General features: G+C 47.1%; 25 protein-coding genes and 1 pseudogene. 16 read left to right on the plus strand and 10 right to left on the minus strand.

Annotation, left to right across the window (positions count from 1 at the left end; all coding sequences use genetic code 11):
• Positions 1–1,060 (plus strand): annotated as a pseudogene (locus ABCW45_RS04420) (IS1380 family transposase); the annotation flags it as partial.
• A gap of 459 nt (positions 1,061–1,519) precedes the next feature.
• On the opposite strand, the gene ABCW45_RS04425 reads toward ABCW45_RS04420, so the two are convergent.
• Complete coding sequence (locus ABCW45_RS04425) at positions 1,520–2,338, minus strand: Coenzyme F420 hydrogenase/dehydrogenase, beta subunit C-terminal domain (protein WP_343220366.1); 819 nt, start codon at positions 2,336–2,338, stop codon at positions 1,520–1,522.
• Positions 2,339–2,424: 86 nt separating this feature from the next.
• On the opposite strand from ABCW45_RS04425, the gene istA reads away from it, so the two are divergent.
• Both istA and ABCW45_RS04435 read left to right on the plus strand, forming a co-directional pair.
• Positions 2,425–3,981: an IS21 family transposase gene (gene istA, locus ABCW45_RS04430; RefSeq protein ID WP_343220367.1), complete on the plus strand. Its 1,557-nt coding sequence runs from the start codon at positions 2,425–2,427 to the stop codon at positions 3,979–3,981.
• Between the two features lie 12 nt (positions 3,982–3,993).
• Positions 3,994–4,773: an ATP-binding protein gene (locus ABCW45_RS04435; RefSeq protein ID WP_118741157.1), complete on the plus strand. Its 780-nt coding sequence runs from the start codon at positions 3,994–3,996 to the stop codon at positions 4,771–4,773.
• 24 nt (positions 4,774–4,797) lie between these two features.
• On the opposite strand, the gene ABCW45_RS04440 is transcribed toward ABCW45_RS04435, so the two are convergent.
• Together ABCW45_RS04440 and ABCW45_RS04445 are read right to left on the minus strand one after the other, a co-directional pair.
• On the minus strand, positions 4,798–5,337 hold the full coding sequence (locus ABCW45_RS04440; RefSeq protein WP_343220368.1) for a 4Fe-4S dicluster domain-containing protein: 540 nt from the start codon (positions 5,335–5,337) through the stop codon (positions 4,798–4,800).
• A 14-nt stretch (positions 5,338–5,351) separates the two neighbouring features.
• Positions 5,352–6,398 (minus strand): polysaccharide pyruvyl transferase family protein, encoded by a 1,047-nt coding sequence (locus ABCW45_RS04445; protein ID WP_343220369.1) that lies wholly within the window; start codon positions 6,396–6,398, stop codon positions 5,352–5,354.
• A gap of 274 nt (positions 6,399–6,672) precedes the next feature.
• Here ABCW45_RS04445 and ABCW45_RS04450 point away from each other — a divergent pair, with 274 nt between their 5' ends.
• The 3 genes from ABCW45_RS04450 to ABCW45_RS04460 all read left to right on the plus strand — a co-directional run bounded on the left by ABCW45_RS04450 (position 6,673) and on the right by ABCW45_RS04460 (position 9,236).
• Entirely contained in the window at positions 6,673–7,416 is a 744-nt protein-coding gene (locus tag ABCW45_RS04450; RefSeq protein ID WP_343220370.1) for a class I SAM-dependent methyltransferase, read from the plus strand.
• Positions 7,417–7,609: 193 nt separating this feature from the next.
• Entirely contained in the window at positions 7,610–7,789 is a 180-nt protein-coding gene (locus ABCW45_RS04455; RefSeq protein ID WP_343220371.1) for a hypothetical protein, read from the plus strand.
• Positions 7,790–7,913: 124 nt separating this feature from the next.
• Positions 7,914–9,236: an AAA family ATPase gene (locus ABCW45_RS04460; protein ID WP_343220372.1), complete on the plus strand. Its 1,323-nt coding sequence runs from the start codon at positions 7,914–7,916 to the stop codon at positions 9,234–9,236.
• Positions 9,237–9,389: 153 nt separating this feature from the next.
• Here the strand turns inward: ABCW45_RS04460 and tnpA are convergent, their stop codons facing one another.
• The gene (gene tnpA, locus ABCW45_RS17900) at positions 9,390–9,734 is read right to left on the minus strand and encodes an IS200/IS605 family transposase (RefSeq protein ID WP_117515149.1); all 345 of its coding nucleotides are present in this window, start codon (positions 9,732–9,734) and stop codon (positions 9,390–9,392) included.
• Positions 9,735–9,757: 23 nt separating this feature from the next.
• Entirely contained in the window at positions 9,758–10,777 is a 1,020-nt protein-coding gene (locus tag ABCW45_RS04465; RefSeq protein WP_343220373.1) for a M42 family metallopeptidase, read from the minus strand.
• Positions 10,778–11,096: 319 nt separating this feature from the next.
• Here ABCW45_RS04465 and ABCW45_RS04470 point away from each other — a divergent pair, with 319 nt between their 5' ends.
• From ABCW45_RS04470 to ABCW45_RS04500, 7 genes are all read left to right on the plus strand, one after another.
• Entirely contained in the window at positions 11,097–11,243 is a 147-nt protein-coding gene (locus tag ABCW45_RS04470) for a CD1871A family CXXC motif-containing protein (protein WP_117503664.1), read from the plus strand.
• The gene (locus ABCW45_RS04475; protein ID WP_343220374.1) at positions 11,236–12,129 is read left to right on the plus strand and encodes a 4Fe-4S binding protein; all 894 of its coding nucleotides are present in this window, start codon (positions 11,236–11,238) and stop codon (positions 12,127–12,129) included. Before ABCW45_RS04470 ends, ABCW45_RS04475 begins: the two co-directional genes overlap by 8 nt.
• Complete coding sequence (locus tag ABCW45_RS04480; RefSeq protein WP_343220375.1) at positions 12,126–13,088, plus strand: TlpA disulfide reductase family protein; 963 nt, start codon at positions 12,126–12,128, stop codon at positions 13,086–13,088. The genes ABCW45_RS04475 and ABCW45_RS04480 overlap by 4 nt, the downstream gene beginning before the upstream one ends.
• A gap of 127 nt (positions 13,089–13,215) precedes the next feature.
• On the plus strand, positions 13,216–13,581 hold the full coding sequence (locus ABCW45_RS04485; RefSeq protein WP_117503661.1) for a threonine/serine exporter family protein: 366 nt from the start codon (positions 13,216–13,218) through the stop codon (positions 13,579–13,581).
• 768 nt (positions 13,582–14,349) lie between these two features.
• On the plus strand, positions 14,350–14,709 hold the full coding sequence (locus ABCW45_RS04490; RefSeq protein WP_015553196.1) for a DUF3870 domain-containing protein: 360 nt from the start codon (positions 14,350–14,352) through the stop codon (positions 14,707–14,709).
• Positions 14,699–15,481: a threonine/serine exporter family protein gene (locus ABCW45_RS04495; protein ID WP_242994017.1), complete on the plus strand. Its 783-nt coding sequence runs from the start codon at positions 14,699–14,701 to the stop codon at positions 15,479–15,481. Before ABCW45_RS04490 ends, ABCW45_RS04495 begins: the two co-directional genes overlap by 11 nt.
• Complete coding sequence (locus ABCW45_RS04500; protein WP_015553197.1) at positions 15,478–15,933, plus strand: threonine/serine exporter family protein; 456 nt, start codon at positions 15,478–15,480, stop codon at positions 15,931–15,933. Before ABCW45_RS04495 ends, ABCW45_RS04500 begins: the two co-directional genes overlap by 4 nt.
• 387 nt (positions 15,934–16,320) lie before the next feature.
• Here ABCW45_RS04500 and sufU read toward each other — a convergent pair whose 3' ends face one another.
• The 5 genes from sufU to sufC are packed head-to-tail and all read right to left on the minus strand — an operon-like array spanning position 16,321 to position 21,306.
• Complete coding sequence (gene sufU, locus ABCW45_RS04510) at positions 16,321–16,791, minus strand: Fe-S cluster assembly sulfur transfer protein SufU (protein ID WP_015553198.1); 471 nt, start codon at positions 16,789–16,791, stop codon at positions 16,321–16,323.
• The gene (locus ABCW45_RS04515; RefSeq protein WP_117503656.1) at positions 16,784–17,998 is read right to left on the minus strand and encodes an aminotransferase class V-fold PLP-dependent enzyme; all 1,215 of its coding nucleotides are present in this window, start codon (positions 17,996–17,998) and stop codon (positions 16,784–16,786) included. The genes sufU and ABCW45_RS04515 overlap by 8 nt, the downstream gene beginning before the upstream one ends.
• Positions 17,985–19,133 carry a SufB/SufD family protein gene (locus ABCW45_RS04520; protein WP_117503655.1) on the minus strand — a complete coding sequence of 383 codons (1,149 nt, stop codon included), beginning with the start codon at positions 19,131–19,133 and terminating at the stop codon, positions 17,985–17,987. The genes ABCW45_RS04515 and ABCW45_RS04520 overlap by 14 nt, the downstream gene beginning before the upstream one ends.
• Positions 19,130–20,536 carry a Fe-S cluster assembly protein SufB gene (sufB, locus tag ABCW45_RS04525; protein WP_117503654.1) on the minus strand — a complete coding sequence of 469 codons (1,407 nt, stop codon included), beginning with the start codon at positions 20,534–20,536 and terminating at the stop codon, positions 19,130–19,132. The genes ABCW45_RS04520 and sufB overlap by 4 nt, the downstream gene beginning before the upstream one ends.
• Positions 20,536–21,306 (minus strand): Fe-S cluster assembly ATPase SufC, encoded by a 771-nt coding sequence (gene sufC, locus ABCW45_RS04530; protein WP_117503653.1) that lies wholly within the window; start codon positions 21,304–21,306, stop codon positions 20,536–20,538. Before sufC ends, sufB begins: the two co-directional genes overlap by 1 nt.
• Positions 21,307–21,810: 504 nt before the next feature.
• On the opposite strand from sufC, the gene ABCW45_RS04535 reads away from it, so the two are divergent.
• From ABCW45_RS04535 to ABCW45_RS04545, 3 genes are read left to right on the plus strand one after another with little or no spacing between them, the layout of a single operon-like run.
• The gene (locus tag ABCW45_RS04535) at positions 21,811–22,473 is read left to right on the plus strand and encodes a TetR/AcrR family transcriptional regulator (RefSeq protein ID WP_117503652.1); all 663 of its coding nucleotides are present in this window, start codon (positions 21,811–21,813) and stop codon (positions 22,471–22,473) included.
• A 57-nt stretch (positions 22,474–22,530) separates the two neighbouring features.
• Positions 22,531–23,673: an efflux RND transporter periplasmic adaptor subunit gene (locus ABCW45_RS04540; protein WP_117503651.1), complete on the plus strand. Its 1,143-nt coding sequence runs from the start codon at positions 22,531–22,533 to the stop codon at positions 23,671–23,673.
• A 15-nt stretch (positions 23,674–23,688) separates the two neighbouring features.
• Positions 23,689–26,742: an efflux RND transporter permease subunit gene (locus ABCW45_RS04545; protein WP_117503650.1), complete on the plus strand. Its 3,054-nt coding sequence runs from the start codon at positions 23,689–23,691 to the stop codon at positions 26,740–26,742.
• Positions 26,743–26,857: the final 115 nt, after the last annotated feature.

The following is a 26,857-nucleotide window of genomic DNA, read 5'->3' on the forward strand; positions in this document are numbered from 1 at the left end:
CTCCAAATGATATATATGATTATTGCCGGTTATTTCGAGGATGATGCCTCTGATGAACTGACAAATGATCCTGTATTCAAGTCTGTACTTGAAAAAGATGCGCTTGCATCACAGCCTACGGTATCAAGATTCTTTAACCGTATGGATGAAGACACTTTAAACCAGTTCCTTGCGATTGCCAGAGTACTTCGGAGGAAAATTTACAGTATTCAGATGCCACAGGCTGTTATTCTGGATCTGGATTCCACTCTTCTTGATGCATACGGCAGGCAGGAAGGCAGAGCCTTTAACTTTCACTATCAGAGCAATGGTTATCATCCACTTGTCTGTTATGATGGAATGACCGGGGATCTGATAAAGATCCAGCTGCGTGATGGAACACAGTATTCCTGCACCGGAGTAGTTGATTTTTTGCAGCCGGTACTGGATGAATATTTGCATGACTATCCGGAAATCCCTATTCTACTTCGTGGTGATAGCGTTTTTTCTACGCCTGATCTTTATAAGCAGCGTGAGGAAAACGGCACAAGCTATGTGATCCGGCTGAAGGAGAATGGCATCCTACGTGGAAAAGCATCCGATCTTGTGGATGAGCTTGATGAAATCACCAGGAATAACAAAGTGGATTATGCGGTAGTTTATGGTGAATTCATGTACAAAGCAAAGTCATGGCCTTATTGTCACAAACATGGATTCCTCACCAGGGTATCTTATCAAATTTTACTGCAAGCGAGGGCTGATGGAAAACTTCATCAAAGAAAGCAAATCCGGTTTTGATTTTGCTTCCGTAAGCAGTCATACCAGAATCGTAAATGCAAACAGGCTTCAGGTACACGCTCTTGCTTATAACATATTTAATTGGTTTAGACGATTGGCGTTATCAGCAAACATGCGCAAACAACGCATTGATACCGTCCGTTTAAAACTGCTGAAGATTGCTGCAAAAGTAGTTCATTCAGCAAGATATATCACATTCAAGCTGTGTAGCAGCTGCCCTTATAAAAATGAATTCTATGAGACACTTTCAAATATCGGTAAGCTGAATGTACAGCTGGAATAGTAACTATTAACGAACCTTGACAGCTTAATAACCGCTCAGAACTCTGCCACAGGGATTTTATACCCTTTTTGGAGATTGGTTGAGCGATGCTTAGGCTACATGGGTCAATTTTGGGATTCATGGTACAGTTACCAGTTCAGATACTGCTCCGTGAATAATTCAGGATAAATAACGGTTTTGTTTAATAATTATATACTATCATACTGTCATTCAGCGATCAACAATCAGACACCCGCATCATATTATTATCCGGCACTGCTGATTGATCATGCTGCTTAACGGGGGCACCTCCCTAATTCAGCTACAGATATCGGTTCATTATAAAATGCTTGAATTTTTGTCTTGACAACTGAACCACTATAGTCGAAGATAGCTCTTCCGTTCATTCTGGTCAAAAATTCTAACCAGATTTTCTATCTTTTGGTTTAGATAATACATTGTACTGATCTCCTTTATATGTTACTTTCTATTCCTTATAGACCACACAAAAGCTTTCTGACGATTACCCCAAACGTATTTCTGCCATAATAGTTTTAGCGATGGCTTATCTGCCCATTTTCTGTTAATATCTTCAATATCCATTTCACTTTTCAGATCCTGCATAAATTGTTCTCGCTTAGGGTTCATTTCAATATGTTTACGCATTGGACCTTGATACCTTAAAGCATCTTCAAATCTCAACTCATGCCCATACATCGAACCTTCAGCTTTTTTCAATACAGATTTTCCTTTTTCAGTATTTGCAATTGCCAGAGAAGAGCCACCATTTTTACCATATAATTCCATACAATAAATATGTACTCCCCATAGGTCGCCGAGAGATATATCGGCTGTCCGTTCCGTTGTCGCAAAGAGGCATTCATAGCATGAAGGTCGGCTCATAAGATGCTTCAACCAAATATCCCAAAATGGGGTAAACCAACGGTCTTTTTCAATTACTTTTTTCTTATTATCGTTCATCATAACTGTGGTCCTCATTATCTCGAAGTCCCATTTGTGATGTCCGAGAAAAGAGTGGCCCTTATACCTGTAGTCAATACTTTCGATTAAAGCACCGAATTTCTTTTTTAGTGATTGCTCATATTTCCGAATATAAAGGGGACTCGGGACGCCTTCGCAAATAACCTCCACGGTTAATAAGTTATCCTGATTCGTATTACGCAAAAACGCCTTTAATCCAGAAATTTGACATGGCGTTCCAGAAAAATGCAAATTCCGCTCAAACTGAGCACTGATTCCGCTTGGAGCTGATCGCACCTTCCGGTCATATCTGAGCATCTTTCCGGTTTAACTGAGCATCATATTTTAAATGTGTTATAGTGCCTTCGTAATCATTTATACGATTACAGAAGGAGGCATATTTTATGCAAAACTACAACACCATCATAGGCGTCATCCAGATGCGCCAGGACAACTGCCCAAGCAGATCTATTATGGAGCGTTACAGGATCGGCTCCGGAACCGTGAGCCTGATCATAAACCGCTATGCATCAAGCGGTTTATCTCTTCAGCAGCTCCAGCAGATGTCACCCAAAGACGTGGAAAATACCTTTTATCCACAGAAAAATTTGCAGCGTAAAGAGATTCCACAGCCGGATTTCCAGGCTTATTATGACAGGATCCATGCCCCAAACAGCCGGGTAAACATTTCTTTCTGTTGGCTGGAATACAAAGAAGCACATCCGGAAGGTTATGAAAAAACGCAGTTCTATGACCTTTACAGTCGCTTTGTAAAGGAAAACTACGGCGGGAATCAGATCTCTATGGCTGTAAACCGTAAGCCGGGTGAAAAGATGTACATTGACTGGGTCGGTGACCAGCCGGAACTGCTCACGGATGTAGAGACCGGAGAAATACAGAAAGTTCATGTTTTTACTACCACGCTCGGAATCAGCAGCCTGATCTATGCCGAGGCATTTCCGAATGAGAAACTTTCGTGTTTCATCGAAGGCTGTACCCATGCGGTTTCCTTTTACGGAGCAGTTGCAAAACATTTCGTGCCGGATAATCTAAAGACAGCAGTAACCAAACATACAAAAGACGAGCTTATCTTACAGTCCACGTTCTCTGATCTGGAGGATTTTTACGGTACGGTTGTTCTTCCGCCTCCTTCCAGAAAACCCAAGGGCAAACCAACAGTAGAAAACCATGTACGGTATCTGGAAACGCATCTGATTGAAAAGTTGAAGGAGAAGATCTTTACCTCTTACGAAGAATTGAATGCCGAGATCAAAAAGATAGTAGCGGCACTCAATACCCGGCCTTTCCAGAATCGTTCTTTTTCAAGACGGGATGCTTTTGAGAAATATGACAAACCGTGCATGAAACCACTGCCAGGCGGATGCTACACGGTCTGCGATTACAGGGCTGTCCTGAAGATTCCGAATAATTATCATGTTGAGTATGATGGCCACTACTACTCCGTATTTTACTCTTACTGCGGAAAACCTGCAATCGTAAAAGCAACGCCCTCAGAGATCCGGATCTGCGACCAGTATAATAAGCTGATCTGTACGCATAAGAGGGTCTACCGGGATCTTCCGCGTTATATCACATCCGACGAGCATATGCCGCCGGAGCACCTTTATTACAAAGATATCAATTCCAAGGACGGGAATTATTACAGGCGCTGGGCGTCCGTATTCGGTCCTTCGATGTCTGAACTGATAGAGCGGGTCCTTAAGGCTTCAAAACATGAAGAACAGGCTTACAACGCCTGTGCAGGCATTCTTCATCAGGCAAAAATGATTCCTTATGGAATCGCCGAAGAAGCTGCAAAAAAGTGTATTGACCTGAATTCCTGTAAATATTTCACTTTTAAACAGATCCTTAAAAAACTGAATGTGAAAGAGCTGTCGGGAGCTCCGCCTAAGGCGCTTCCTGAACACGAAAACATCCGCGGAAAGGATTACTACAAGTAGAGGTAAACGATAATGGCTTACAGAATGAAAGATTACACTTATAACGATAAACTCACGAAGGAGCAAAACATTCTCATGGACCGTCTTTATAAGCTCCGGATGTCCGGGATGGCAGATGCATTTGCAAAACAGCTGCTTGATCCGAACACGGGATTAGAGCCATTTGAGGTACGTTTCGCTGATATCATAAATCAGGAATGGAACCAGCGTGAAAACAAGAAGTTTCATAAACTTCTCAAACAGGCAACTTTAAAGTATCCTGCAGCGGATCTCGACGCTACGATCTATGAACCAGAACGCCAGTTAAATACCCATGTCATCGAACTGCTCGCAGAGTGCAAATGGATCGATGAACCGAATAATCTCCTGATCACTGGTGGTGCCGGATCAGGAAAAACATATATTGCCTGTGCTTTATGCATTGCTGCAATGCACCAAATGCGGACCGTTAAATATATCCGTGCCAACAATCTTATGACGGAATCGGAACATGCCCATCAGGAAAGCACTTATTATGAGTATTCGAATAAGATGGCATCCTACGATCTTCTTGTGATTGACGATTTCGGTCTAATGGACCTGGATATGAATAAATGTCGTGATCTGCTCGAAATCATAGAAGCCAGGGACTGCCGCAAGTCAACGATCATCATTTCCCAGCTTCCAGTTGATAAATGGTACCCATTGTTTGGTGATCATACCTATGCGGATGCCTGCCTCAGCAGAATGACCGCTAAGGCCTACCGGCTGCACTTTTCTGGCAATGACCGACGTATAAGCAATAGCAACTAGTTGACTATCTGAGCGCTGCTCAGTTTAAAGCGGAATGGCGCTCCGTTCCTTCGGAACGGATGCGCAGATTCTGCGGAATATGCAAGAAAAAAGCACTTTCTTTCCGGAATTCAAAAAATCTTTAGCCTGCTGATATGATTTACCCGTTTTGCTTTGGGAATATTTTGATTTTCTAAACTTAGCCAAATTGTTCTTGTCGGTAATATAACTGTGGAAAACTAAAAGCCCCTTACTTTCTGCACCAAAAATCACATAATTGTCATCGCAAAAAGTATCGACAATAGCTGAAAATGCACCGCCGCTAGTGCTTTCAAAACGTACTTCTTCATCTTTGATATATCCACCAAAAACATACTTGTCCTTGCCATATCGCACTGGCATATTCTCATAAAGACAGACTTGGTGGCACAAATTACATTTTACACACAAGTCTTTATTAAGAATCGGATAACGAAATCCTTCATCGTCCTCTTCCAACTTCAATGCACTTTTAGGGCAAATCTGAACACAGGCTTCACAGCCGTAACACTTTCCCTTATCTTTGTCTATCAAGTATCCCGCCATATCTCACACCACCATTAAAAGCAGGAAGTCAATTCCATGTGCAAGAACTCAAGAGATTTTTTTCTAGCTTCTGCTATGCGACTATGAACTACTTCATAATTTATATCGTTCAAATTACCCTTATCTTCCGCTCCACTTACCAGCAAATGGTCAGTCAAGCCAAACAGGGCAAGAAGCTCTTTTATTTTAGTATCACACTGTTCTCTGGAGAATACGCCTAACGGCTTACTGTATTGAACAGCAAATATCGCTCCATGGAACGAATTTGTCACAACACATTCTGCATATTTCGTAAGGGACAAAAACTCTTCAACCCCTGCCTCATAGAACATTCGGCGATTAGTTTTTTCAGCATTTTTTGCGCGCAAACTAATTTCAACGATCTTCCAGCCATTTTCTGCTGCAAGCTTCTCTGCATAAGCCTCCATATGAGGATTATATCTACGCGAATAAAGTAACAGATACTTCTCATTTTCCAGCCGTTCGTCCGCTATTTTGTCGTACTCATTACTTGTCAGCAATAATGTTGGATCAATTACCCTTTGAACTGGAACATCTACATGAGAAGCGACATATGGTATCATTTGATTTTCTCTTAAGCCAATCGCATTAAAATTTTTCAGCCTTTCGTTCAACTTTTGATAATCGTCCTGCTCAAAATGTGAATCTGCAAAACTTGCGGCATACACAACGCTATTCTTTTTCATACAATCATAATTTGCGAAATATCCATCATCGAAGCCTCCAAACTCATCAATGCAAAAGATCGTATCACTTCCACATACGAAGCCTGTAATGTTTTCATCCGTAGAAATATCATTAAAATTTTGAGCCGTGTATTTCTTACACGTGCGTTCAAAACGCTTATGATAGAATTTATCAAACTTATAATAATTTTCCTGAATAGCGGGCAGTGTAAGCTCACACATCTTACGAGATTCCTCATCTTTATCCCACATATTGGCAAATGGATTCAATGGGTCTTTATCAGCTAAAATCTCAGGGCAATAATCAACAAGGACAGGCGTCCGGCGGCACATTGCGGTAGGCGCAAACCGCACGGTATTTTCTCCAGATTCGCCTACCCGATTGTGCCGTGCCGGGACTTACCGCGCTTTTCTCCCGGCTTGGCGGCACGTTGTCGTAGCCTTGTTTGAGAGGCAACATTGCTGCTTTTGAAACAAGGCCATGACCCTGCACAAACCTGACTGGCAGGCTTGGTTGAGAGAGACAGTATGGAAACACTGCCGAATTTAATTTGCGGAAAGTTTACAGTCGGCGGGAAGGATAATTTGCCGCCTGACAATGAGAAGGAGGAAAATAATATAAAAGGCCATGAATAATAGAGTATACAATGACAAAGTAAACGTAGATGATAAAAATATAAAAGCTTTTTTTAACAACAGGGCAAAAAAATTTGCAGCAGGCGAGGTGAATCAATATACATCTGTAGTACTTGGTGATAATAGACCGGATTATGGAAAAGAATGGAATGAATTTGAAAAGAAGCAGGTTGTACAGCATTTAAATCTTGGTCCGGATAAAAAAGTCCTGGATATTGGCTGTGGGATAGGAAGATGGGCAGAGAATATCATAGATCATTGTGGAGAATATATAGGAACAGATTTTTCAGATGAAATGATAAAGTCAGCCGGAGAACGTTTTAAATCATATTCCAATGCATGGTTTATTAATTCTTCGTTTCAGGACATATTTAAAAACAAGAAAATAATCGGCAGGAAATTTGATACAGTGATTATTGCAGGGGTCTCTATGTATATCAATGATGCTGAGCTGAGAAAATGTTATGACAGTTTGACAGATATACTGAATGAGGGAGCGATCGTATATATAGAAGAAAGTATAGGGGTCAACGAGAGATTGACTCTGGATCATATCTGGTCTGATATCTTAAAGGATAATTATGATGCAATATATAGAACCCGGAAAGAATATCTTGAATTAATGAGTGGATTAACGAACAGAGTCCAAATATTAAAAGAAGGATATTTTGAACAGCTTGATAAAAAAGAATTGTCTGAGACCAGTCATTGGTATATTTTTTTGAAAAAATGCTAAAGCCAGTATTCTATTGATGAAAATGAGAAATTGCTTATATAGTATTTTCAAATACTGTGAAGAAACGCTTTGGGACTTTTTCGGTGGGTGTTCTGAAATCATTTCCAGCGGGTACCCTGAAAAAACCATTGCACCTGAGGGGATTTGTGTTAATCTATCCTTATAGGATTCCTCTGTATCACGGAGGAAGAAAATGGGTAAAAAAGCACTGGAAGAACTGGTATTTCACGACGATTTTATGTTTGCAGCTACCATTAGACACGGAAGGTTCACCATCATAGTTAACAGAGGATTTATAGCCTTTATAAGGCAGACCAGTGGAACGCTTTATAAACTGCACCCTCTTTTAGTTATTCAGTACAAGACACAATGACTGTCATACACTTCTGGCTCTGAATTGCTCCATATCCTATCGCAATAATGCTTAGTTTATGATAGTATATAATTATTAAACAAAACCGTTATTTAAGCATTTACAAAGAAAGGTGGCCGGAAGCATGGGAAGATTTGTAAACCCAGACAGCAGTGCGTTTCAGGTTGCTCTTAACTCCAGAATATATGTGGATAAGACTGGCTTGATCGAGTATACAAAGAGTGTTCTCGATACAACGAATGCCTATATCTGCAATAGCCGGCCGCGCCGGTTCGGAATGTCTTATGCGGCAAACATGCTGGCGGCATATTACAGCAAGGGTACGGATTCCGAGCAGATGTTTTCAGGATTGAGGATAAGCAAAGATGCCGATTTCAAGAAGCATCTTAATAAATACGATGTGATCCATATTGATATTCAGTGGTTTTTAGCAAACTGTGATGATGCGGATAAAGTGGTCTCTTTTATAACAAAAAGTGTTCTGGATGAACTTCGTGGCATTTATCCAGATGCGCTGCCACAAGAGGTAGTGACTCTTCCGGATGCGCTTTCACGGGTAAAGGAACGTACTGGACAGAAATTTGTTGTTATCATAGATGAATGGGATGTTATTATCCGAGATGGAGCAATGATAGAAAACATTCAGGATGAATACCTTAATTTTTTAAGGGGAATGTTTAAAGGTGTAGAACCAACGAAGTACATCCAGCTGGCATATCTTACGGGAATTCTGCCGATTAAGAAAGAAAGGGCCCAGTCCGCAGTAAATAACCTGGATGAGTTTACAATGCTGCAGGCAGATGAATTGGCTCCATACATCGGTTTTACCGAAAATGAGGTAAAAGGACTCTGTGAAAAATACAACAGGGATTTCGATAAAGTCAAAAAATGGTATGATGGGTATCTGCTTGATGGATATCAAGTGTATAATCCCAAAGCTGTTGTAAGTGTAATGACAAAAGGACGATTTAGAAGCTATTGGTCTGAGACCGGTTCGTATGAGGTAGTTGTACCACTCATCTGCATGAATTATGATGGGCTGAAGAATGCGATTATCGAGATGCTTTCAGGTTCAGAAGTTAAAGTTGATACAGCAACTTTCAAAAATGATCCGGCTAAGATACAAAATCGTGACGATGTGATCACCTACTTGATTCACCTTGGTTATCTAGGATACAATGAGGATAGTGAATCAGCATTTGTTCCGAATGAGGAGATCAGACAGGAACTAATCACAGCTGTGAGAAGCAGTAATTGGGATGAACTGATTGCATTTCAGCAAGAATCGAGAAAACTTCTTACAGCTACACTGTCAATGGATGAAAAACAGGTTGCTGCTGAAATCGATAAGTTTCATTCACAGTATGCATCAATGATCCAGTATAACGATGAAAATTCGTTGAGCAGCATAATCACTATTGCTTATCTGGGAGCAATGCAGGATTGAGAAATACGAGAAGGATTGATTCTGCTTAGAGCTGATCACATCTTCCGGTTATATCTGAGCACATTTCCGGTCTAACTACCACTGCCAGCTGTTTGCCATAGGCTCCTCCCACTACCTTCAGGTGGTGGGAGGAGCCTTGTAAATCTTTAGTCATTACCCCTGACTCTCAATATATTTTTGTATGGTAGCTGACGATACTTCTCCGATGCTACAAGCAAAATATCCGTCTGACCAAAATATCTTTTTCTTCCAATACTGTTTAGACAGAAGCGAACCATATTTGTGCCATAAATAATACGTTGTTTCTTGATTTACAATTTTGACAATATCGCAAACCCTATCTGTTGTATCGTAACTTAATAAGAAATGTATATGGTCTTTGTCGGTTTCTATAGCAATAATTTCGTAGCCATAAGTATTAGCAATATCGAAAATCTTTTGTTTAACATCATCAGCGATAGAACCTTTGAGTAATTGTTTACGATTGCAAGTGTACAGATCTGTTCACAGTTACAAAGAAGCTATCTTGTGATATAAGCCTTCAACAGCTCAAAGGTATTGTGAACTCCGTCCATATGGGAGCGTTCGTAATTATGGGAAGCATAGACTCCAGGACCGATGAGACCGTGACGGATATCATATCCGGCGCGCAGGGTAGTCTCCACATCGGAGCCATAATGCGGATAAATATCAATGGCATAATCCAGCTTTTTCTCCTTCGCAAGGTTGGAAAGAGCCGTGATCAGATCATAGTTATAAGGACCACCGGAATCTTTGGCACAGATCGAAACCATCCGTTCGGTGCAGCCAAGGTCACTGCCGACACAACCCATATCGACAGAAATCATCTCCTCTGTATCATCCGGTACGACACTTCCGCCGTGCCCTACTTCTTCATATACTGTAAATAATAAAGAAACCTTGCGGTTCAGCTTCCAGGCATCTTCACGTACGGCTCTGGCGAGACCCAGCAGGATAGCGGCGGAAAGCTTGTCATCAAGAAAACGGCTTTTGATGTATCCGCTTTCTGTCACAACCGTGCGCGGGTCCATGGCGATGATGTCACCGGTCTGGATCCCAAGTGCCAGAGTATCCTGATCGGAAGCGACATTTTCATCCAGCAGGATCTCCATATTTTCTTCGATCAGCTCGGTCTTCTGATCAGCAACGTGGGAAGAAGGCTCCTTGTTCAGCACTACACCGGTGTAAACTCTGCCGTCACGGGTGTGAATGGTGCAGTTCTCGCCGTCCGCCGTGGACCACTGATGACCTCCGATGGTTGTGGGCCGCAGACGTCCGTTTTCCTTGATGGAGCGAACCATAGCCCCCAATGTATCAACATGGGCTGCCAGTACCAGAGGAGAGCCGGAACCACCCAGGGTAACGAATACGTTCCCCTTATTGCTGCGCTCCGGGGAATACCCCAGAGAAGATAATTCGGACAACAGGTAATCAGTCACTTTTGCTGTAAAGCTGGACGGACTCGGGATAGAAGTTAAGGTGTATAACTGCTCTTTGATAAAATTCATATGAGAGTTCATGTTTACATTCCTCCTGAAGGATATTTCTGATTACTATTGTAGCGAACCGGAGGAGAAAGGTCAACAAAGGATCTGACGAAAAGAAGAACGCTCCAGCTCACCGACAACCGATGACGATCAGAAAATGAGGTCTGCAAATCGGGAAAGTTTCTTTACAGGAAATTTTGCATATGAAAAGTTTCGTATCGCTTTACAAACTACCGGGTTCTCCGATATAATTGCATTGAGAAATCGAGGGATAAGAGGAATGGATAGTTTAAGGAAACAATATGAGTGAATTTACCTGTAATAGGATATCAAACAAGAAGGAGAGACTAGGTTGTTGCGAACAAAAAAGGCATTATTTCAGGGCGCTCTGCTGATTGCCGGTATAGTCATGCTGTGCGTCGGCGTGATGCGGGGAGAGGCGGATACCGTGTTAAGTAAGGCGATCAGGCTGTGTTTGGAGTGTGTAGGAATTGGATAACAGAAAACATATCATATCAAAGATACTGAGCCGGTTTCGCGGCTGGATCCAGGCAGCGGCGGCGCTTCTTACGAACCCTCACCTGCCGAATTTTTTCAAAGGCGGGATCTATCAGGGAAAGGCAAAGGCAGTCTGCGTGCCGGGGCTGAACTGCTATTCCTGTCCGGCGGCAGCCGGGGCATGTCCGATCGGTTCTTTTCAGGCGGTGGTCGGCTCATCGAAATTCAGCTTTTCTTATTATATAACCGGATTTCTGATCCTGGTTGGTGTCCTTTTAGGGCGCTTTATATGCGGATTTTTGTGCCCCTTTGGCTGGCTGCAGGATCTTCTTCACAAAATTCCGGGAAAAAAGCTGTCTACGGAAAGGCTTAAGCCCCTGACTTATCTTAAATATGCCGTGCTGTTTTTTACTGTGATCGCACTGCCGGCGCTTGTTGTAAATGATGTGGGAATGGGTGACCCATTCTTTTGCAAGTATCTCTGTCCACAGGGAGTTTTAGAGGGGGCAATTCCTTTGTCAGTCGTTGATCCGGGGATCCGGTCGGCATTGGGACATCTGTTTACCGGAAAGCTTATGATCCTGATCGGAGTCGTTGTTTTGAGTGTGCTGTTTTATCGGCCGTTCTGCAAATGGATCTGTCCCCTCGGTGCGTTTTATGCGTTGATGAACAAGGTATCCCTGCTTGGGATCAAAGTGGATGAACACAGATGCATATCCTGCGGAGCATGCAGAAGAGTCTGTCAGATGGATGTCGATGTCACAAGCTCACCCAATCACACGGAATGTATCCGGTGCGGGAAGTGTATCAATGCCTGTCCCACGGATGCCGTCAGCTTTTGCTACGGTTTTGCGTCCGACTCAAATAGAAATGGAGAAAAGAAATGAAACGATCAAATATGACAGCGATCCTGCTCATTCTTGTGCTGGCATTTGGCCTCACAGCGTGCGGGGGAGCAAAGAATAACAAGGAAAATGCCTCCGGGCAGACGTCAGAGAGCGGAACGTCACTGTCCGCGGAGCCGGGAGATGCCAAAGAAGCAGCAGACCTGTATCAAAAGCTGATGCAGAAGGAGGAGGACATCCAGTCAGCCAATGCAAAGCTCTGGGAAAAGCTGTTCCTGACGATCGATAAGGACCAGGTGGTAAGCGGAGACAATAATAATTACGGCGATTTTCTTCTGAAGGCGATCGAGGCTGCAAAGGATCAATTTACAGCAGATGAGTTGAAAATTCTGAATGACGGAGCCGGACAGATCCGGGAGATCGAGGAAAAGCTGACAGATCTGGAGGAGAAATATCCGGATTGCGTCAAGATGCCGGGGGAAGGTGAGAGTGCTGCGGCAGGAAATGCTGGGAGCGGTCAGGAAAAGTTCCCGGACTTTCAGGGAAAGGATCTCGATGGCAAGGATGTAAACAGCAGTGAACTCTTTTCCGGTAATACCGTAACCGTCGTGAATTTCTGGTTTACGACCTGCAAGCCCTGTGTCGGAGAGCTTGCGGATCTGGATGCGTTGAATCAGGAGCTGGCGCAAAAGGGCGGTGCGGTCGTAGGAATCAATGCATTTACGCTGGACGGCGATGAGGGTGCGATTGCCGAGGCGAAGGAGATCCTGTCAAAAAAGGGAGCATCCTATCAGAATCTCTGGTTTGACTCCGACAGCGATGCCGGCCGTTTTACCGCCGGATTGTACGCATTCCCAACGACCTATGTCGTTGATCAGAACGGGAACATCGTGGGACAACCGATCGTAGGCGCGGCCACATCCCCGGAGCAGACGAAGGCGCTTAATGCCCTGATCGAGCAGGCGCTTGCCACTTGTAAAAGAAATCCCAGCCCCGTATAATAAAAGTCAGGGAATGGAACCATGATTTCCAGGAAAACATTTGAATGGAAAAGGTGAAAAAAGGTGCAGACAGACCAGAAAACAGGCGCACAGGCGACGGACCCGATGACGGGGGAAGAGGCTCTGGATCCCGTCTATCGGCGGCGCTGTCTTCTGGGCAGTTTATCTGGCGTTTCTGCATTTTGTGGATAATGAATATCTGGGATTTTTCGTGGTTGCGATTTTGATCACGATCTACTCGGAGATCTGGGCGAGAGTTCTGAAGACACCGGCGACGACGATTTTGATGCCGACGGTCATCCCACTGATTCCGGGAGGATCCCTGTACTATGCGATGGACGCGGCGCTCCGCCATGATGCTCCGGAGTTCATCCTGAAGGCCCAGAAAGCCATCGGGCTTGCGGTCGCGCTTGCGGCCGGAATCATGATCGTTACGTCATTGAGGCGGCCGATCGAGGCGCTGGTGCACATAGTAGCTAAGAAAAAATATTGACGAACAAATGTTTGCAATATATAATGAATTTATGGGAAAGCAGAATACATAAAAGGCGGCCTGCCCTCCATAAAAGGAGGGGCTTCCCCCTCCGGACGAAAGAAAGGAGGGCGATGCCAATGTATGTTACATATTCGGACTTGATCCAGATAGGTATCTTCATTGTAGCTCTCGTAGGATTGTGTTACACAATTTTCGGGAAAAGAAAATAGCCGCCACTACCCCAATAGTGACGGCTGTTACATTGTAACAAGCTAGTTATAAAGGGTAGGCCGTGTGTATCTGACTTTCCCTTTTTGTATCTATAGTCTATCATATTCGAAAAGTGAATTCAAGTACTATTTCCCTTCAGTTGTCACCGACAACCCCGGCGTTACTGCTTACGCTTTGCGTAAACAGTAACGGGATTTTGCCGATGCTTCGCATCCTAAATCGGCAAAATCCGCATCCAGGACATTATATTATGGTATTTTCGGTGCCGAAAATACCTACTTGGAATAGCTGTTGCATATTTTCATGAATATGGCGACATTTTAATGCCGCCGGTCCGGACGAGAGAGCAGATGTGATTACTTTTTATGGGCAGGAATTTTCTGAACTGAAAACCCCGTACAATATAGTAGTGGCCGCAGATGTACTGGAATTCGTACAGGGATTGACAGAATGGATTTCCTATATTATGATGCTGAAATATGGTGGGACAAGTATTGGAAATGAGAGCGTGACTGAACCCAGCCGCGCGCGAGCTGATGAAAAGAGGAGAGCAGAATGGCTGAAACCGGTGAGGAGACATATTATATTGTAGGAGAATCAAGAACGAATGTGGATAACGCGATCACAAAGGTGTATGGAAGCTTTTTTATCGCGTTTGAGGTGATCCCATCAACAGGAGAGATCATACAGACAGACTGTTCGAGAACGCTGGAGCTGACAAATGATTTTATACGAAAGCTTTTTCTGCATAAGCACCTGGAAACGGATGCGAAGGTGATCGAGGAGGCGATCCGGCGCCGATATCATGGTTCTTCCTGGAAAGCGCTGATCGTTGCCTATCGGGACGCGTTAAAGCATTATCAGCGCGCGATGGCCGCCGAAGCAGAGGAAAAGGGGAAAAAAGGTGACAACTGAAAAGAATGAAGAGATGACAAGCGAAGAAGTCCTGACCTGCGCGATCAATATCGGGGAGCAGCTCCTCGTGAGCGGGGCGGAGATCAGCCGTGTGGAGGATACGATCCGGAGGATCTGCAATGCCTACGGGATCCGGCAGAGCCATATTTTCTCGATCGCGTCGTGTATCATCGTGACGCTGGAGACGAAGGAGCGGAAGTGGATCACGCAGACGCGAAGAATTTTAAGTTACGGGACGGATATGTGGAAGCTGGACCGGCTGAATGACCTTTCGAGGCGGATCTGCGCGACGCAGCCGTCCTTTGAGGTGATCGACCGGGAGTACGAAAAAATATTGAAGGGGCCGACCTATTCCCCGGCGGTGCAGTGCGGGATCTATGCAATGACAGCCGGGGCGTTTGCCATTTTCTTTGGAGGAAATCTGTGGGATGGATTTGCGTCCCTGTTTGTCGGGGCGCTGATCCGCGTGACCTTATATGCGCTCTCCGCGATCAAGCTGAAGGCGATCTTCTCCAATATCCTCTGCTCTCTGATCTCCGGTATGGCATGTATTCTTGTCTGCTATCTCGGGATCGGACAGCATGTCGAGATGATCATGATCGGGAATATCATGCTCCTGATTCCGGGAGTCCTGATGACGAACTCATTCCGGGATTTCATCAGCGGGGACATGATCAGCGGACTTCTGCATTTTTCGGAGGCGATGATCACAGCCATCTGTGTGGCAGCCGGGTTTATTCTTTCTAAAATACTTCTTGGAGGGATGTTATGAGTCAGGATGTTCTTTCAATCATCGCATCGTTTTTCGGGTCGTTCGGATTTGCGATCATTTACAACATCCGCGGGCGCAGAGTCTTGATCCCGGCGATCGGCGGGGCAGTTTTCTGGGCAGTGTATCTTGTATTTTTACATTTTGTGAATAATGAATATCTGGGATTTTTCGTTGTGGCGATCCTGATCACGATCTACTCGGAGATCTGGGCGAGGATCTTAAAGACACCGGCAACGACGGTCCTGATGCCGACGGTCATCCCGCTGATCCCGGGAGGTTCCCTGTACTATGCGATGGACGCGGCTCTCCGGCGCGACATGCCGCAGTTTATCGTAAAGGGGCAGGCGGCGATCGGACTTGCGATCGCGCTTGCGGCGGGGATCATGGTCGTGACGTCGTTGAGGAGGCCGATCGAGGCGCTGGTGCACATAGTAGCTAAGAAAAAATATTGACGAACAAATGTTCGTAATATATAATAGTGATGTGGGAAAGCAGAATACATGAAAGGCGGCCTGCCCTCCGGTTTCGGAGGGACTAACCCTCCAGACGAAAGAAAGGAGGTTGCTGAGTGCCGGTGGCACTCGTCCAGCAACGACCGGAGTGGAACGTAGAAATGCCAATGTACGTTACATATTCGGATTTAATCCAGATAGGTATCTTCATTGTCGCTCTCGTTGGATTGTGTTACACAATCTTCGGGAAAAGAAAATAGCCGCCACTACTGCAATAGTGACGGCTGTTACAATGTAACAAACTAAACTATGAAGGGTAGGCCACATGTATCTGACTTTCCCCTTTGTATTTATAGTGTAGCATATTTGAAAATTGAATTCAAGTCTTTATTTATTTTCCGTCGTCACCGACATTCCAGGTATAATCTTCCCTTCAGCCGCCTTCTTAAACATCTCCTCCATCGTATGCCATCCCAGCACCGCGCACTTGACCCGCGCCGGCATATGGGATACATCCTGTAAGATGGAAGCTTCCTCCAGAGGTTCCAGCTCATCGCCTTTTGCAGTTCCTTTGATCATCTCAAGAAACAGGTTTGCGAGGCGCAGAGCCTCATCCTTTTTCTTTCCAATGATCAAATCTAACATCATATCCGCGGAGGCCTGGGAGATCGCGCAGCCGTCTCCGACGAAAGCTCCGTCGACGATCTCATCGTTCTCGACCTTTAATTTCAGCCAGATATCATCACCGCAGCTCGGGTTTACGCCCTCTAAGACGAGGTTTGCGTCCGGCAGCTCATGCTTGTGAGTCGGATGAAGATTGTGTTCAATTAAAATTTCATTATAAAATGTATTACTCATATCCCATTTTTCTCCTTAATCCGCCAAGACTCTCAAGGAATGCACGGATCTCATCCTCTGTATTGTAGAACGCGAGGCTCACACGCGTCGTGGAGGCGGTTCCAAGGTACTGTAACAGCGGCTGTGCGCAGTGATGACCGGCGCGGACACAGATATTGTCAGCGTTTAAGATCTCTGCCACATCATGGGGGTGGACGCCGTCGACAGCGAAGGACAGGATTCCGTGATGGTTGTCCGGATCGCTGCTCCCGAGAACACGGATTCCGGGAATATTCATCATGCCCTCGTAGGCGATTCTCGTGAGCCTGTTCTCCTGTGCCTCGATCGCGTCGAAACCGATATTCTTCATGTAGCGGACTGCCTCAGCCAGCGCGTAAGCGCCTCCGGCATTGACGGTTCCCGCCTCGAACTTATGCGGAACCTCTGCCCAGACAGCTCCCTCTCTTGTGACAGATTCGATCATCTCGCCGCCGGTGAGGAAGGGCGGAAGCTTCTCAAGAAGCTCTTTCTTTCCGTAAAGAGCGCCGATCCCCATTGGAGCCAGCATCTTGTGACCGGAGAAAGAAAGGAAATCCACGCCCAGATCCTGTACGTCAACAGCGATATGCGGAACGCTCTGGGCACCATCGCCGACCAGGATCACGCCGTGGCGATGGCAGATCTCAGCGAATGTCTTTAAATCATTCCTGCATCCAAGCACATTGGAGATCTGCGTGATCGCGGCGATCTTTGTGCGGTCCGTGATCATGCTCTCCAGTCGCTCAGCCGGGATCGTTCCATCCATGTCGCACTCAAGATATTTCACCGTCGCACCGTAACGCTTTGCAGCCTGCTGCCACGGGAGAATATTGCTGTGGTGTTCCATGATACTGACAATGATCTCGTCGCCCGGTTTTAACAGGTACTCGGAGAGAGTGTAGGCCGCAAGATTCAGGCTCTCTGTGGCGTTTCTCGTAAACACGATCTCCTCAGGACATGATGCGTGAAGGAGGTCAGCGACTGTCTTTCTTGCGTCCTCATAACATTCCGTCGCCTCTTCGCTTAACTCGTAGAGACCGCGGAACGGGTTTGCGTTATATTTCTCATAAAACCGCTTTTCCGCGTCCAGGACGCATGCGGGCTTCTGGGAAGTCGCCGCATTGTCCAGGTAGATGATGTCACGGTTTTTTAACAGCGGGAAATCTTCCCGGATCTTATTCACATCCATTGGAACCCTCGCTTTCTAAGTAGGAGGCAACGTCTGCCTTCGTCTTCTCATCAGGTACGAAACGGAGAACCGCGTCGATCCTTGCTTTCGCCATCATTTTGTAGATCTCGGCGAGAGCCATGCCGCGGCTTTCCAGATAGAATACAAGGTCCTCATCCAGCTTTCCGATGGTGGCACCATGGTTTCCTTCCACATCCTCCTCGGCGCAGAGGATCAGCGGGATCGTCTGGTTGACCACGTCATCGTCGAGAAGAAGAACGTCCTCTTTCTCGTTTCCGACAGCCCCCGCAGCACCCTTCTTAAAGTCGATGGTCCCGCGGAACAGCTTTCTCGCGTTTTCATGGAGCACGCCGTCGGTCCTGATCTCACTGACGGATTTCCTTCCCTCGTGGAGTGCCACGTAGTTCATATCGAGCACGCAGTCATCGGCAACTGTGTAGGCGATGTCTGCTGTAAAATTACTCTTTTTGCCGATAAGTTCAGCCTTACAGCCGTTGTAGACCCGGTCACCGCCAAGGAATAAGTGGATGACGGAGAGTTTCGCACCGTCAGCAACCTTTGCCCCGATATCGTTCAAAACGGTCTTCGCGTTTTTGTTGCGGATGATCTGGACGAGAGTCACCTTCGCGTCTTTTTCCAGAATTAATTTTGTCTGCACGGCGGAAAGCCCGGTGTGTTCAGACTGGGAGACGGCAGCAGGATTTTCTCCGACCGGGCTGGGACTTCCGGTCCGTTCAGGATCGACGCTTCGTTCAGCCGCCATATCCATGATAACGGTCATATTGCTTCCTTCTTTTGCCAGAATTCCAAAGGTGTTCAGGCTGTGCTCAAAAGCACCGTAGGCAAATCTGATCCGCGCCGGTTCCCCGGAGACATCGCTGTCAGCAGAGAGCAGTACTGCACCCGCGGAACTTTCCTTTACCAGCATATCCATATCGGATCCCATGCCGCCAGCGACATCCTTAAAACGGTCCGGAAGCCCGGCCGGGCAGACAGTTTTTTTGATCCCTTCCGGGATCTCAAGGTTTCCTTCATGCGCTCCGGAGACAGAAATCCCGGAGACCGCAGTCTCATTCATTTTCAGCCAGTTCCATGTCTTAGAAGGGAGCTGGTTGATCTTCATGTTCTCCATCATCCAATACTTCCTTTCATTTCCAGATGGATCAGATTGTTCATCTCCACCGCGTATTCAAGCGGAAGCTCCTTCGAGACATTGTCGGCGAAGCCGCTGACGATCAGGGCTCTCGCGTCCTCCTCGGAGATACCGCGGGACATCAGATAGAAGACGGCGTCATCACTGATGCGTCCGATCTTTGCCTCATGTCCGACATCGGCGTCCTTTGTGCGGATATCCATTGCCGGGATCGTGTCGGAACGGGAGATATCGTCGAGCATCAGGGACTGGCAGGAGACAGCGGATTTGCTGCCCTTTGCCTTTGCGGATACGACAACGGAGCTTCGGAAGGTGCTGATCCCGCCGTCCTTGGAGATCGATCTCGTATTTACATAGGAAGAAGTCTTCGGAGCGTTGTGGACCACCTTACATCCGGTATCAAGGTTCTGTCCCTTACCGGCGAATGTGATCCCGGTAAATTCGGATCTTGCGCCCTCACCGTTTAACACGCTCATTGGGTAGAGGTAAGAAACATGGGAACCGAAGGAACCGGATACCCACTCGATGACTCCGCCTTCCTCGACCTTCGCACGCTTTGTGTTTAAATTGTACATATTTTTCGACCAGTTCTCGATCGTGGAGTAGCGGAGCTTTGCGTTCTTTCCGACGTAAAGCTCAACGCATCCGGCGTGAAGATTGGCCACATTGTACTTCGGAGCGGAACATCCCTCGATGAAATGTAAGGATGCGCCCTCATCGACGATGATCAGAGTGTGCTCAAACTGTCCGGCACCCGCCGCGTTTAAACGGAAGTAGGACTGCAGCGGGATCTCGACGGAAACTCCCTTCGGAACATAGACGAAGGAACCGCCGGACCAGACAGCGCCGTGCAGAGCGGCAAATTTGTGGTCATGAGGCGTCACGAGCTTCATGAAGTGTTCTTTTACCATATCGGCGTATTCGCCGGTCAGGGCGCTCTCCATATCTGTGTAGATAACGCCCTGCTCCGCAACCTCCTTGCGGACATTGTGGTAGACGAGCTCGGAGTCGTACTGGGCACCCACACCTGCGAGGGAGGTGCGCTCCGCCTGCGGGATCCCAAGCTTTTCGAAGGTGTCCTTGATCTCCTCCGGAACCTCGGACCAGTTCCCCTTCATCTTTGTATTTGCGCGGACATAGGTGGCGATGTTGTCCATGTTCAACCCTTCGATGGACGGGCCCCAGTCCGGAACCTTCATTTCATGATATATTTTTAAGGAGTTCAACCGGAAATCATGCATCCACTCCGGATCATGCTTCTCTTCGGAGATCTTTTCCACAATGTCCTCGGTGAGACCGTTTTTAATACGGTAAGCGTCCTTCTCGTCATTGCGGAAGTCGTACATGTTGCGGTCGACGTCCTCAACATACGTCTTTTCCTTCATTAATCGTTCTCTCCCTTCTCATTTGCGGAAGCGATAAACTGCTCGAAGCCGTTCTCATTGATCTCATCGACGAGAGAACCATCACCCTCGGCAACCAGGCGGCCGTCTACGAGAACATGGGTCTTGTCCACATGGAGAGACTCCAGGATCCTTGTGCTGTGGGTGATGATGAGGAGCGCTCCGTCCTTGCTCTTCTGGTACTCCTCGATTCCCTTGGAAACGGTGCGGACCGCATCGACATCAAGACCGGAGTCTGTCTCATCGAGGATCGCTAAGGATGGATTTAAGAGGAGAAGCTGCAGGATCTCCGCTTTCTTTTTCTCACCGCCGGAGAAGCCGACGTTCAGATCACGGAAGCCGTAGGACGGATCCATGTCGAGAACCTCCATGGCTTTCTGGAGTTCTTTATTGAAATCCCAGATGCGGACATTCTTTCCGGTTCTTGCGGAGAGGGCGCTGCGGATGAAGTTGGAGAGGGAGATTCCCGGAACTTCCAGCGGGTTCTGGAAGGAGAGGAACATACCGAGGCGGGCGCGCTTGTCAGCTGCCTCTTTTGTGATATTCTCACCGCCAAAGAAGATCTCACCGTCCGTGACGTGGTAATTCGGGTTTCCCATTAAGGTACATCCGAGGGTGGATTTTCCGGCACCGTTCGGTCCCATGAGTACGTGGGTCTCGCCTTTGTTGATCGTTAAGTTGATCCCGTGAAGAATGGATTTGTCTTCCACATCCACGGAGAGATTTTTTACATTTAATAATGGTTCTGACATATCGGATTCCTCCATGTATTTTATATAAGGTAAAAATGTAGGTTTCAGCAATTTCCGGACAGATATGAACCGGCACCGGAGCTGATCTCCGGGATACGTTCCGTCTGCCGGGACTAAACCTAGTCGCTTACTAGGTGATGCAATGATATTATACCTGTATTGAGAAAAATATGCAAGAAGCAATTCCTACAAACATGCTATGAATTGGTATTTATTCCTGTACAATCCGATATTTCCGGGAAAATCTGCAGGATTCATGAAACTGCAACAATCGGAAAACAATTCTGAAACATGGGCATGGTAGGCTGAGCAAAACAGCGGAAATCACAGACGGGATCGGACCGGAGGCAGGAGGTTCTATGCAGAAATTTTGCAAACCTTACGAAAATATAAAATCATTATAAACTGGAAAAACAGATATTGACAGAATGACAGGGTGTCATTATAATGGTGACGGGTTGTCACTTTTTGAACCGGTTTTTATAGAAGAGGGGAGATGGAATTATGCCGACCGAACGGTTTATGCGGCTTCCGAAGGAAAAGATCGAAGCAATTCGGGCTGCGGCGGCAAAGGAATTTATGAGGGTAGCTCCGGAGGAAGTGTCGATCAACCGGATCGTTCACGACGCGGATATATCGAGAGGAAGCTTTTACACATATTTTGAAGATAAACAGGATCTGTTAAAATGGCTGATCTGCAACCAGGCGGAACAGCATTTCACATCGTACATCACGATGCTGGACGAAAACGGCGGAGACCTATGGGAGGTCCTGGAGCAGATCTTTGATCTCGGGATGGACCGGCTTGAGGATTCAGGGTTGTCTGCGATCTTTCACAACCTGGTCAACAGCGCAAGACTGGTAGAACTATTCAAAGGCGGACCGGATTCGAACCCGGAGGCGATGGAGGCAAACCGGAAATTTTTAAAACTGTTGTATGAACATGTCAACAAAGAGAAATGTGATCTGGATCATCAGGAGTTTTTCGAGCTGATCGAGATGCACATGATCGTATTCATCATGTCACTCAAACGTTTTTTCCGGGACGGTGAGTCGAGAACGGAAGCTTCCGAATATTACAAACGTCATATCCATATGCTCCATTATGGCATATGTGGATATAAAACAGAGGGCAGCAGGAAGAAAACAGACGAGGGACGTTCATAAAAACAGAACAACCGGAGTCGTACCACAGCAGCATGTTACAGAAAATGAGGAGGAACCATGAAGAAAGCAGGTAAGATCGTAATCGGGCTTGTATGCGTCGGCGCATTTGGAGCCCTGATGTTCACAAGATTTACGAAAAAAGAAGAGCCGATTGAGGCCGTTCCGAACCCGACCGTCGTCGTCCAGACACCGGAGACAGGAAATATTGAACTTTCCACAGGACTGACAGGTACCGTGGAACCGGCCGATCAGGTGTACATCATCCCGAAGGGAAGCGGAGAAGTACTGGAGGTCTATGTAAATCAGGGCGATACCGTACAGAAGGGGCAGAAGCTGTTCCGCATCGACAACAAGCAGTTAGACGCGGCAAGAATCACGTTAAATACGACCCAGGTATCCTTAAATGATGCCCAGACATCTGTAAACAGGATGAAGGCGCTCTACGAGAGCGGGGATATTTCCGCCCAGGCCTACGAGCAGGCGGTAAGCGGTCTGTCCATGGCGAAGCTCCAGTATGATTCCGCAAAATTAAACTATGATACTCAGAGCGAGAACACGGTCGTTACCGCGCCGATCGCCGGTGTCTTAGAGCAGTTCGGCGTGCAGGTGCATGATATGTCTGCGGGCGGTTCTGTCGCAGGCGTTGTATCCGGTGCAGGCGGAAAAACACTGACCTTCAACGTGTCGGAGCGTGTCATGAAGGGATTAAATATCGGTGATCCTGTGACGGTGGAGAAGAACGGAACGGATTACAGCGGCGCGATCTCCGAGATCGGCAGCATGGTGGACGCGTCCACAGGACTTTTCAAGGTGAAAGCGACCTTAGGTGACGCGGACGGACTTGCCAGCGGAACGATGGTAAAGGTTTATGTGACAGCGGAGAAGGCGGACAACGTCATGGTCGTTCCGGCAGACTGTGTCAACTACAGCAACGGAGACGCCTACGTCTATACATATGATGCTGCGACAGCAACAGCGAAAAAGACTCCGGTGGAAGACGGACTCATCGATTCCGACAAGATCCAGATCGTTTCCGGACTTTCCTATGATGACGAGGTCATCACAAGCTGGTCCAAGGAGCTTTATGACGGCGCCGCTGTGAATATTCAGGGCAGTGATGACAGTGCGGAAACGACAGCCGGCAGCAGTGAGACAACAGCAGAAGAGACTACAGAAGCCGCAGAAACGGCAGCAAAATAAGGAGGCACAAGGAACATGGGACTTACCAAAAAGGTCTTAAAACGGCCGGTCACAACCGTTCTTGTTGTGCTCTGCCTGATCGTATTCGGTCTCAGCTCGATCTTTTCATCCCAGCTTGAGCTGATCCCGGAAATGGAGATGCCGATGCTTATCATCAGCGCAGTCTACCCGGGAGCGAGCCCGGATGACGTGGATCAGCTTGTGATCAGTAAGATAGAGGATGAGATCGGAACGCTTTCCGGTGTCGATTCTGTCACCAGCATGTCTTCGGAAAACTTCGGAATGGTTCTGGTCCAGTATGACTATGACCAGAATATCGATAAAGCCTACGATGACTTAAAGAAAAAGCTGGACGGGATCAAGTCGGATCTCCCGGATGATGTCGATACCCCGACGATCATCGAGATGGATATCAACAGTACACCGTCCATCACCCTCGCAGTCAACAATGACAGCGTGGATAACCTCTATAACTACGTAAATGGCGATATCGTTCCGGAGATCGAAAAGCTGACCTCCGTAGCCAGTGTCGATGTATCCGGTGGCCAGGAGGCTTACATCAAGGCGGAGCTGATCCCGGAAAAATTAAGCCAGTATCATGTGAACATGAATACGATTGTTGCGGCTTTAAAGTCTGCGGACTTTTCCATGCCGATCGGAAGTACCTCCGTTGGAAACAAGGAGCTTTCCGTGACATCCGGAACATCCTTTGACACGATGGAGCTTTTAAAGAAGATCCCGATCACACTGGGTAACGGAAATATCATCTATATGGAAGATGTTGCCAATATCTACAATACCGTTGAGGCAAAGGACAGTATCGGACGTTACGACGGCAAGGACACGATGACGATCGGTGTCAAGAAAAATCAGGACAGCGATCACATTACCGTTTCCAGGGCAGTCCAGGAGACAATGGAAACGTTAAAAGCACAGGATCCGTCTCTGGAGTACGTCGTTGTCAACGATTACAGTGATCAGATCAGCAATTCCTTAAACAGCGTATTCCAGACCATGATCATGGCAGTCATTATCGCGATGTTCATCATCTGGCTGTTCTTCGGGGATATCAAGGCATCCCTGATCGTTGGAACCTCCATCCCGGTATCAATTTTAGCGGCGCTCATCCTCATGAAGGTCATGGGCTTTACGCTAAACGTTATCACCCTGTCGAGCCTGGTTCTCGGCGTCGGAATGATGGTCGATAACTCGATCGTAGTTCTGGAAAGCTGCTTCCGCTTTACGGATAAGGGCGGCGGCTTTGTTGAAACGAGAAAAGCCGCGATCGATGGTACGGCAGCCGTTCTGGAATCCATTATCGGCGGTACCGTTACGACCTGTGTCGTATTTATCCCGTTAGCCCTGATCTCCGGAATGAGCGGACAGATGTTCAAGCCGTTGGGCTTCACGATCGTATTCTGTATGATCGCGTCCCTGATCTCCGCGATGACGCTTGTACCGCTCTGCTACGTGTACTACCGTCCGAAGGAGAAGGAAAATACCCCGGCATCCGGCATCATGAGAGCTCTGCAGAATGGATACCGTTCCCTGATGGAGAAGCTTTTAAAGAAAAAAGCGATGGTCATGGGAACCGCCGTTGTGCTTGTGATCTTCTCCCTGTTCCTTGCGACAAAGTTAAAGACAGAGCTTATGCCGGCAGATGATCAGGGAACGATCGCGGTGACGATCGAGACCCAGCCGGGTCTTAAGATCGAGGAGGTCGATAAGATCCTCCAGAGAGCAGAAGACTATGTGACTCAGGATCCGGATCTTGATTCCTACATGCTCTCCTACGGAAGTTCCGGACTTTCCATGAATATGGGCGGAAGCGGAGCGACCCTGACGGCATATTTAAAGGATGACAGAAGCAGAAAGACGGATCAGGTCATCAAGGAGTGGAAACGTGATATGCAGAAGTGGTCCGACTGCTCCGTGAGCCTCGAGAGCCAGAACTCCATGAGCACCATGTCCATGGGAGCAGCGGAGGATCTCGAGTACATTCTTGTCAGCACACAGTACGATGACTTAAAGAAGGTATCGGATGAGATCGTTTCCGAGCTCCAGAAACGCCCGGAGGCGACAAACATCCACTCTTCCCTTGAAAACAGCGCTCCCCTTGTAAAGATCAATGTGGATCCGGTCAAGGCGGCAGCGGAGGGACTTTCCCCGACCGCCGTTGCTTCCCAGGTATACATGATGGTCAGCGGAACGACGGCAACGACCCTGAATGTTGACGGAAATGATATCGATGTAAAGGTTGAGTACGCGGATGATGAGTACGATACGATCGATAAGCTCCAGGGAATCGTCCTTCCGACAGCGACCGGCGGATCCGTAGCCCTTATGGATATCGCGGATATCGGCTTCAAGGACAGCCCGCAGAGTATCACAAAGAGTGATAAGCAGTATCAGGTGACGATCACCGGTACGCTGACAGAGGGAGCGGACAGCACCACGAAGGATAAGATCCAGAAGGAGGTCATTGATAAGTACTTATCCGGCACGATCTCCATGCAGGAAAACACATCCACAAAGATGATGAACGAAGAGTTTGCGTCCCTGGGACAGGCGATCGCCACAGCCGTATTCCTCGTATTCGTTGTAATGGCTGCACAGTTCGAGTCACCGAAGTTCTCCATCATGGTGATGACAACGATCCCGTTCGCCCTGATCGGTTCCTTCCTGTTCTTATGGTTAGTGGACTGCCCGATCAGCATGACCTCCCTGTTAGGCTTCTTAATGTTAGTCGGAACGGTAGTAAACAACGGTATTTTGTACGTCGATACGGCGAACCAGTACCGGGCAACGATGGACTTTAAGGAGGCGGTCATTGAAGCCGGCGCGACCCGTATGCGCCCGATGTTCATGACAACACTCACGACGATCGTGGCAATGATCCCGATGGCGGCGGCTTACGGAAATGCCGGTAAGACGATGCAGGGACTCGCCCTTGTGGATGTCGGCGGACTGATCGTCTCTACAGCGATGGCACTTCTTGTTCTTCCGGTCTTCTATGTGATCATGAGCGGAAAGAATACGGATAAGGAAGAAATCGTTGACGTAGATTAAGCTTTGAACATTGAAAGCGGATCCCTGCAGAGTCTGCAAGAGACGGCCGCTGCCCGGTCGGGAGGCGGTCAGCCGGAATGCGGAATGCTCTGCGGGGCTTCCTGCTTTTGGAAGC

It is taken from the genome of Pilosibacter fragilis (assembly GCF_032490495.1).
Classification (GTDB): domain Bacteria; phylum Bacillota; class Clostridia; order Lachnospirales; family Lachnospiraceae; genus Pilosibacter; species Pilosibacter fragilis.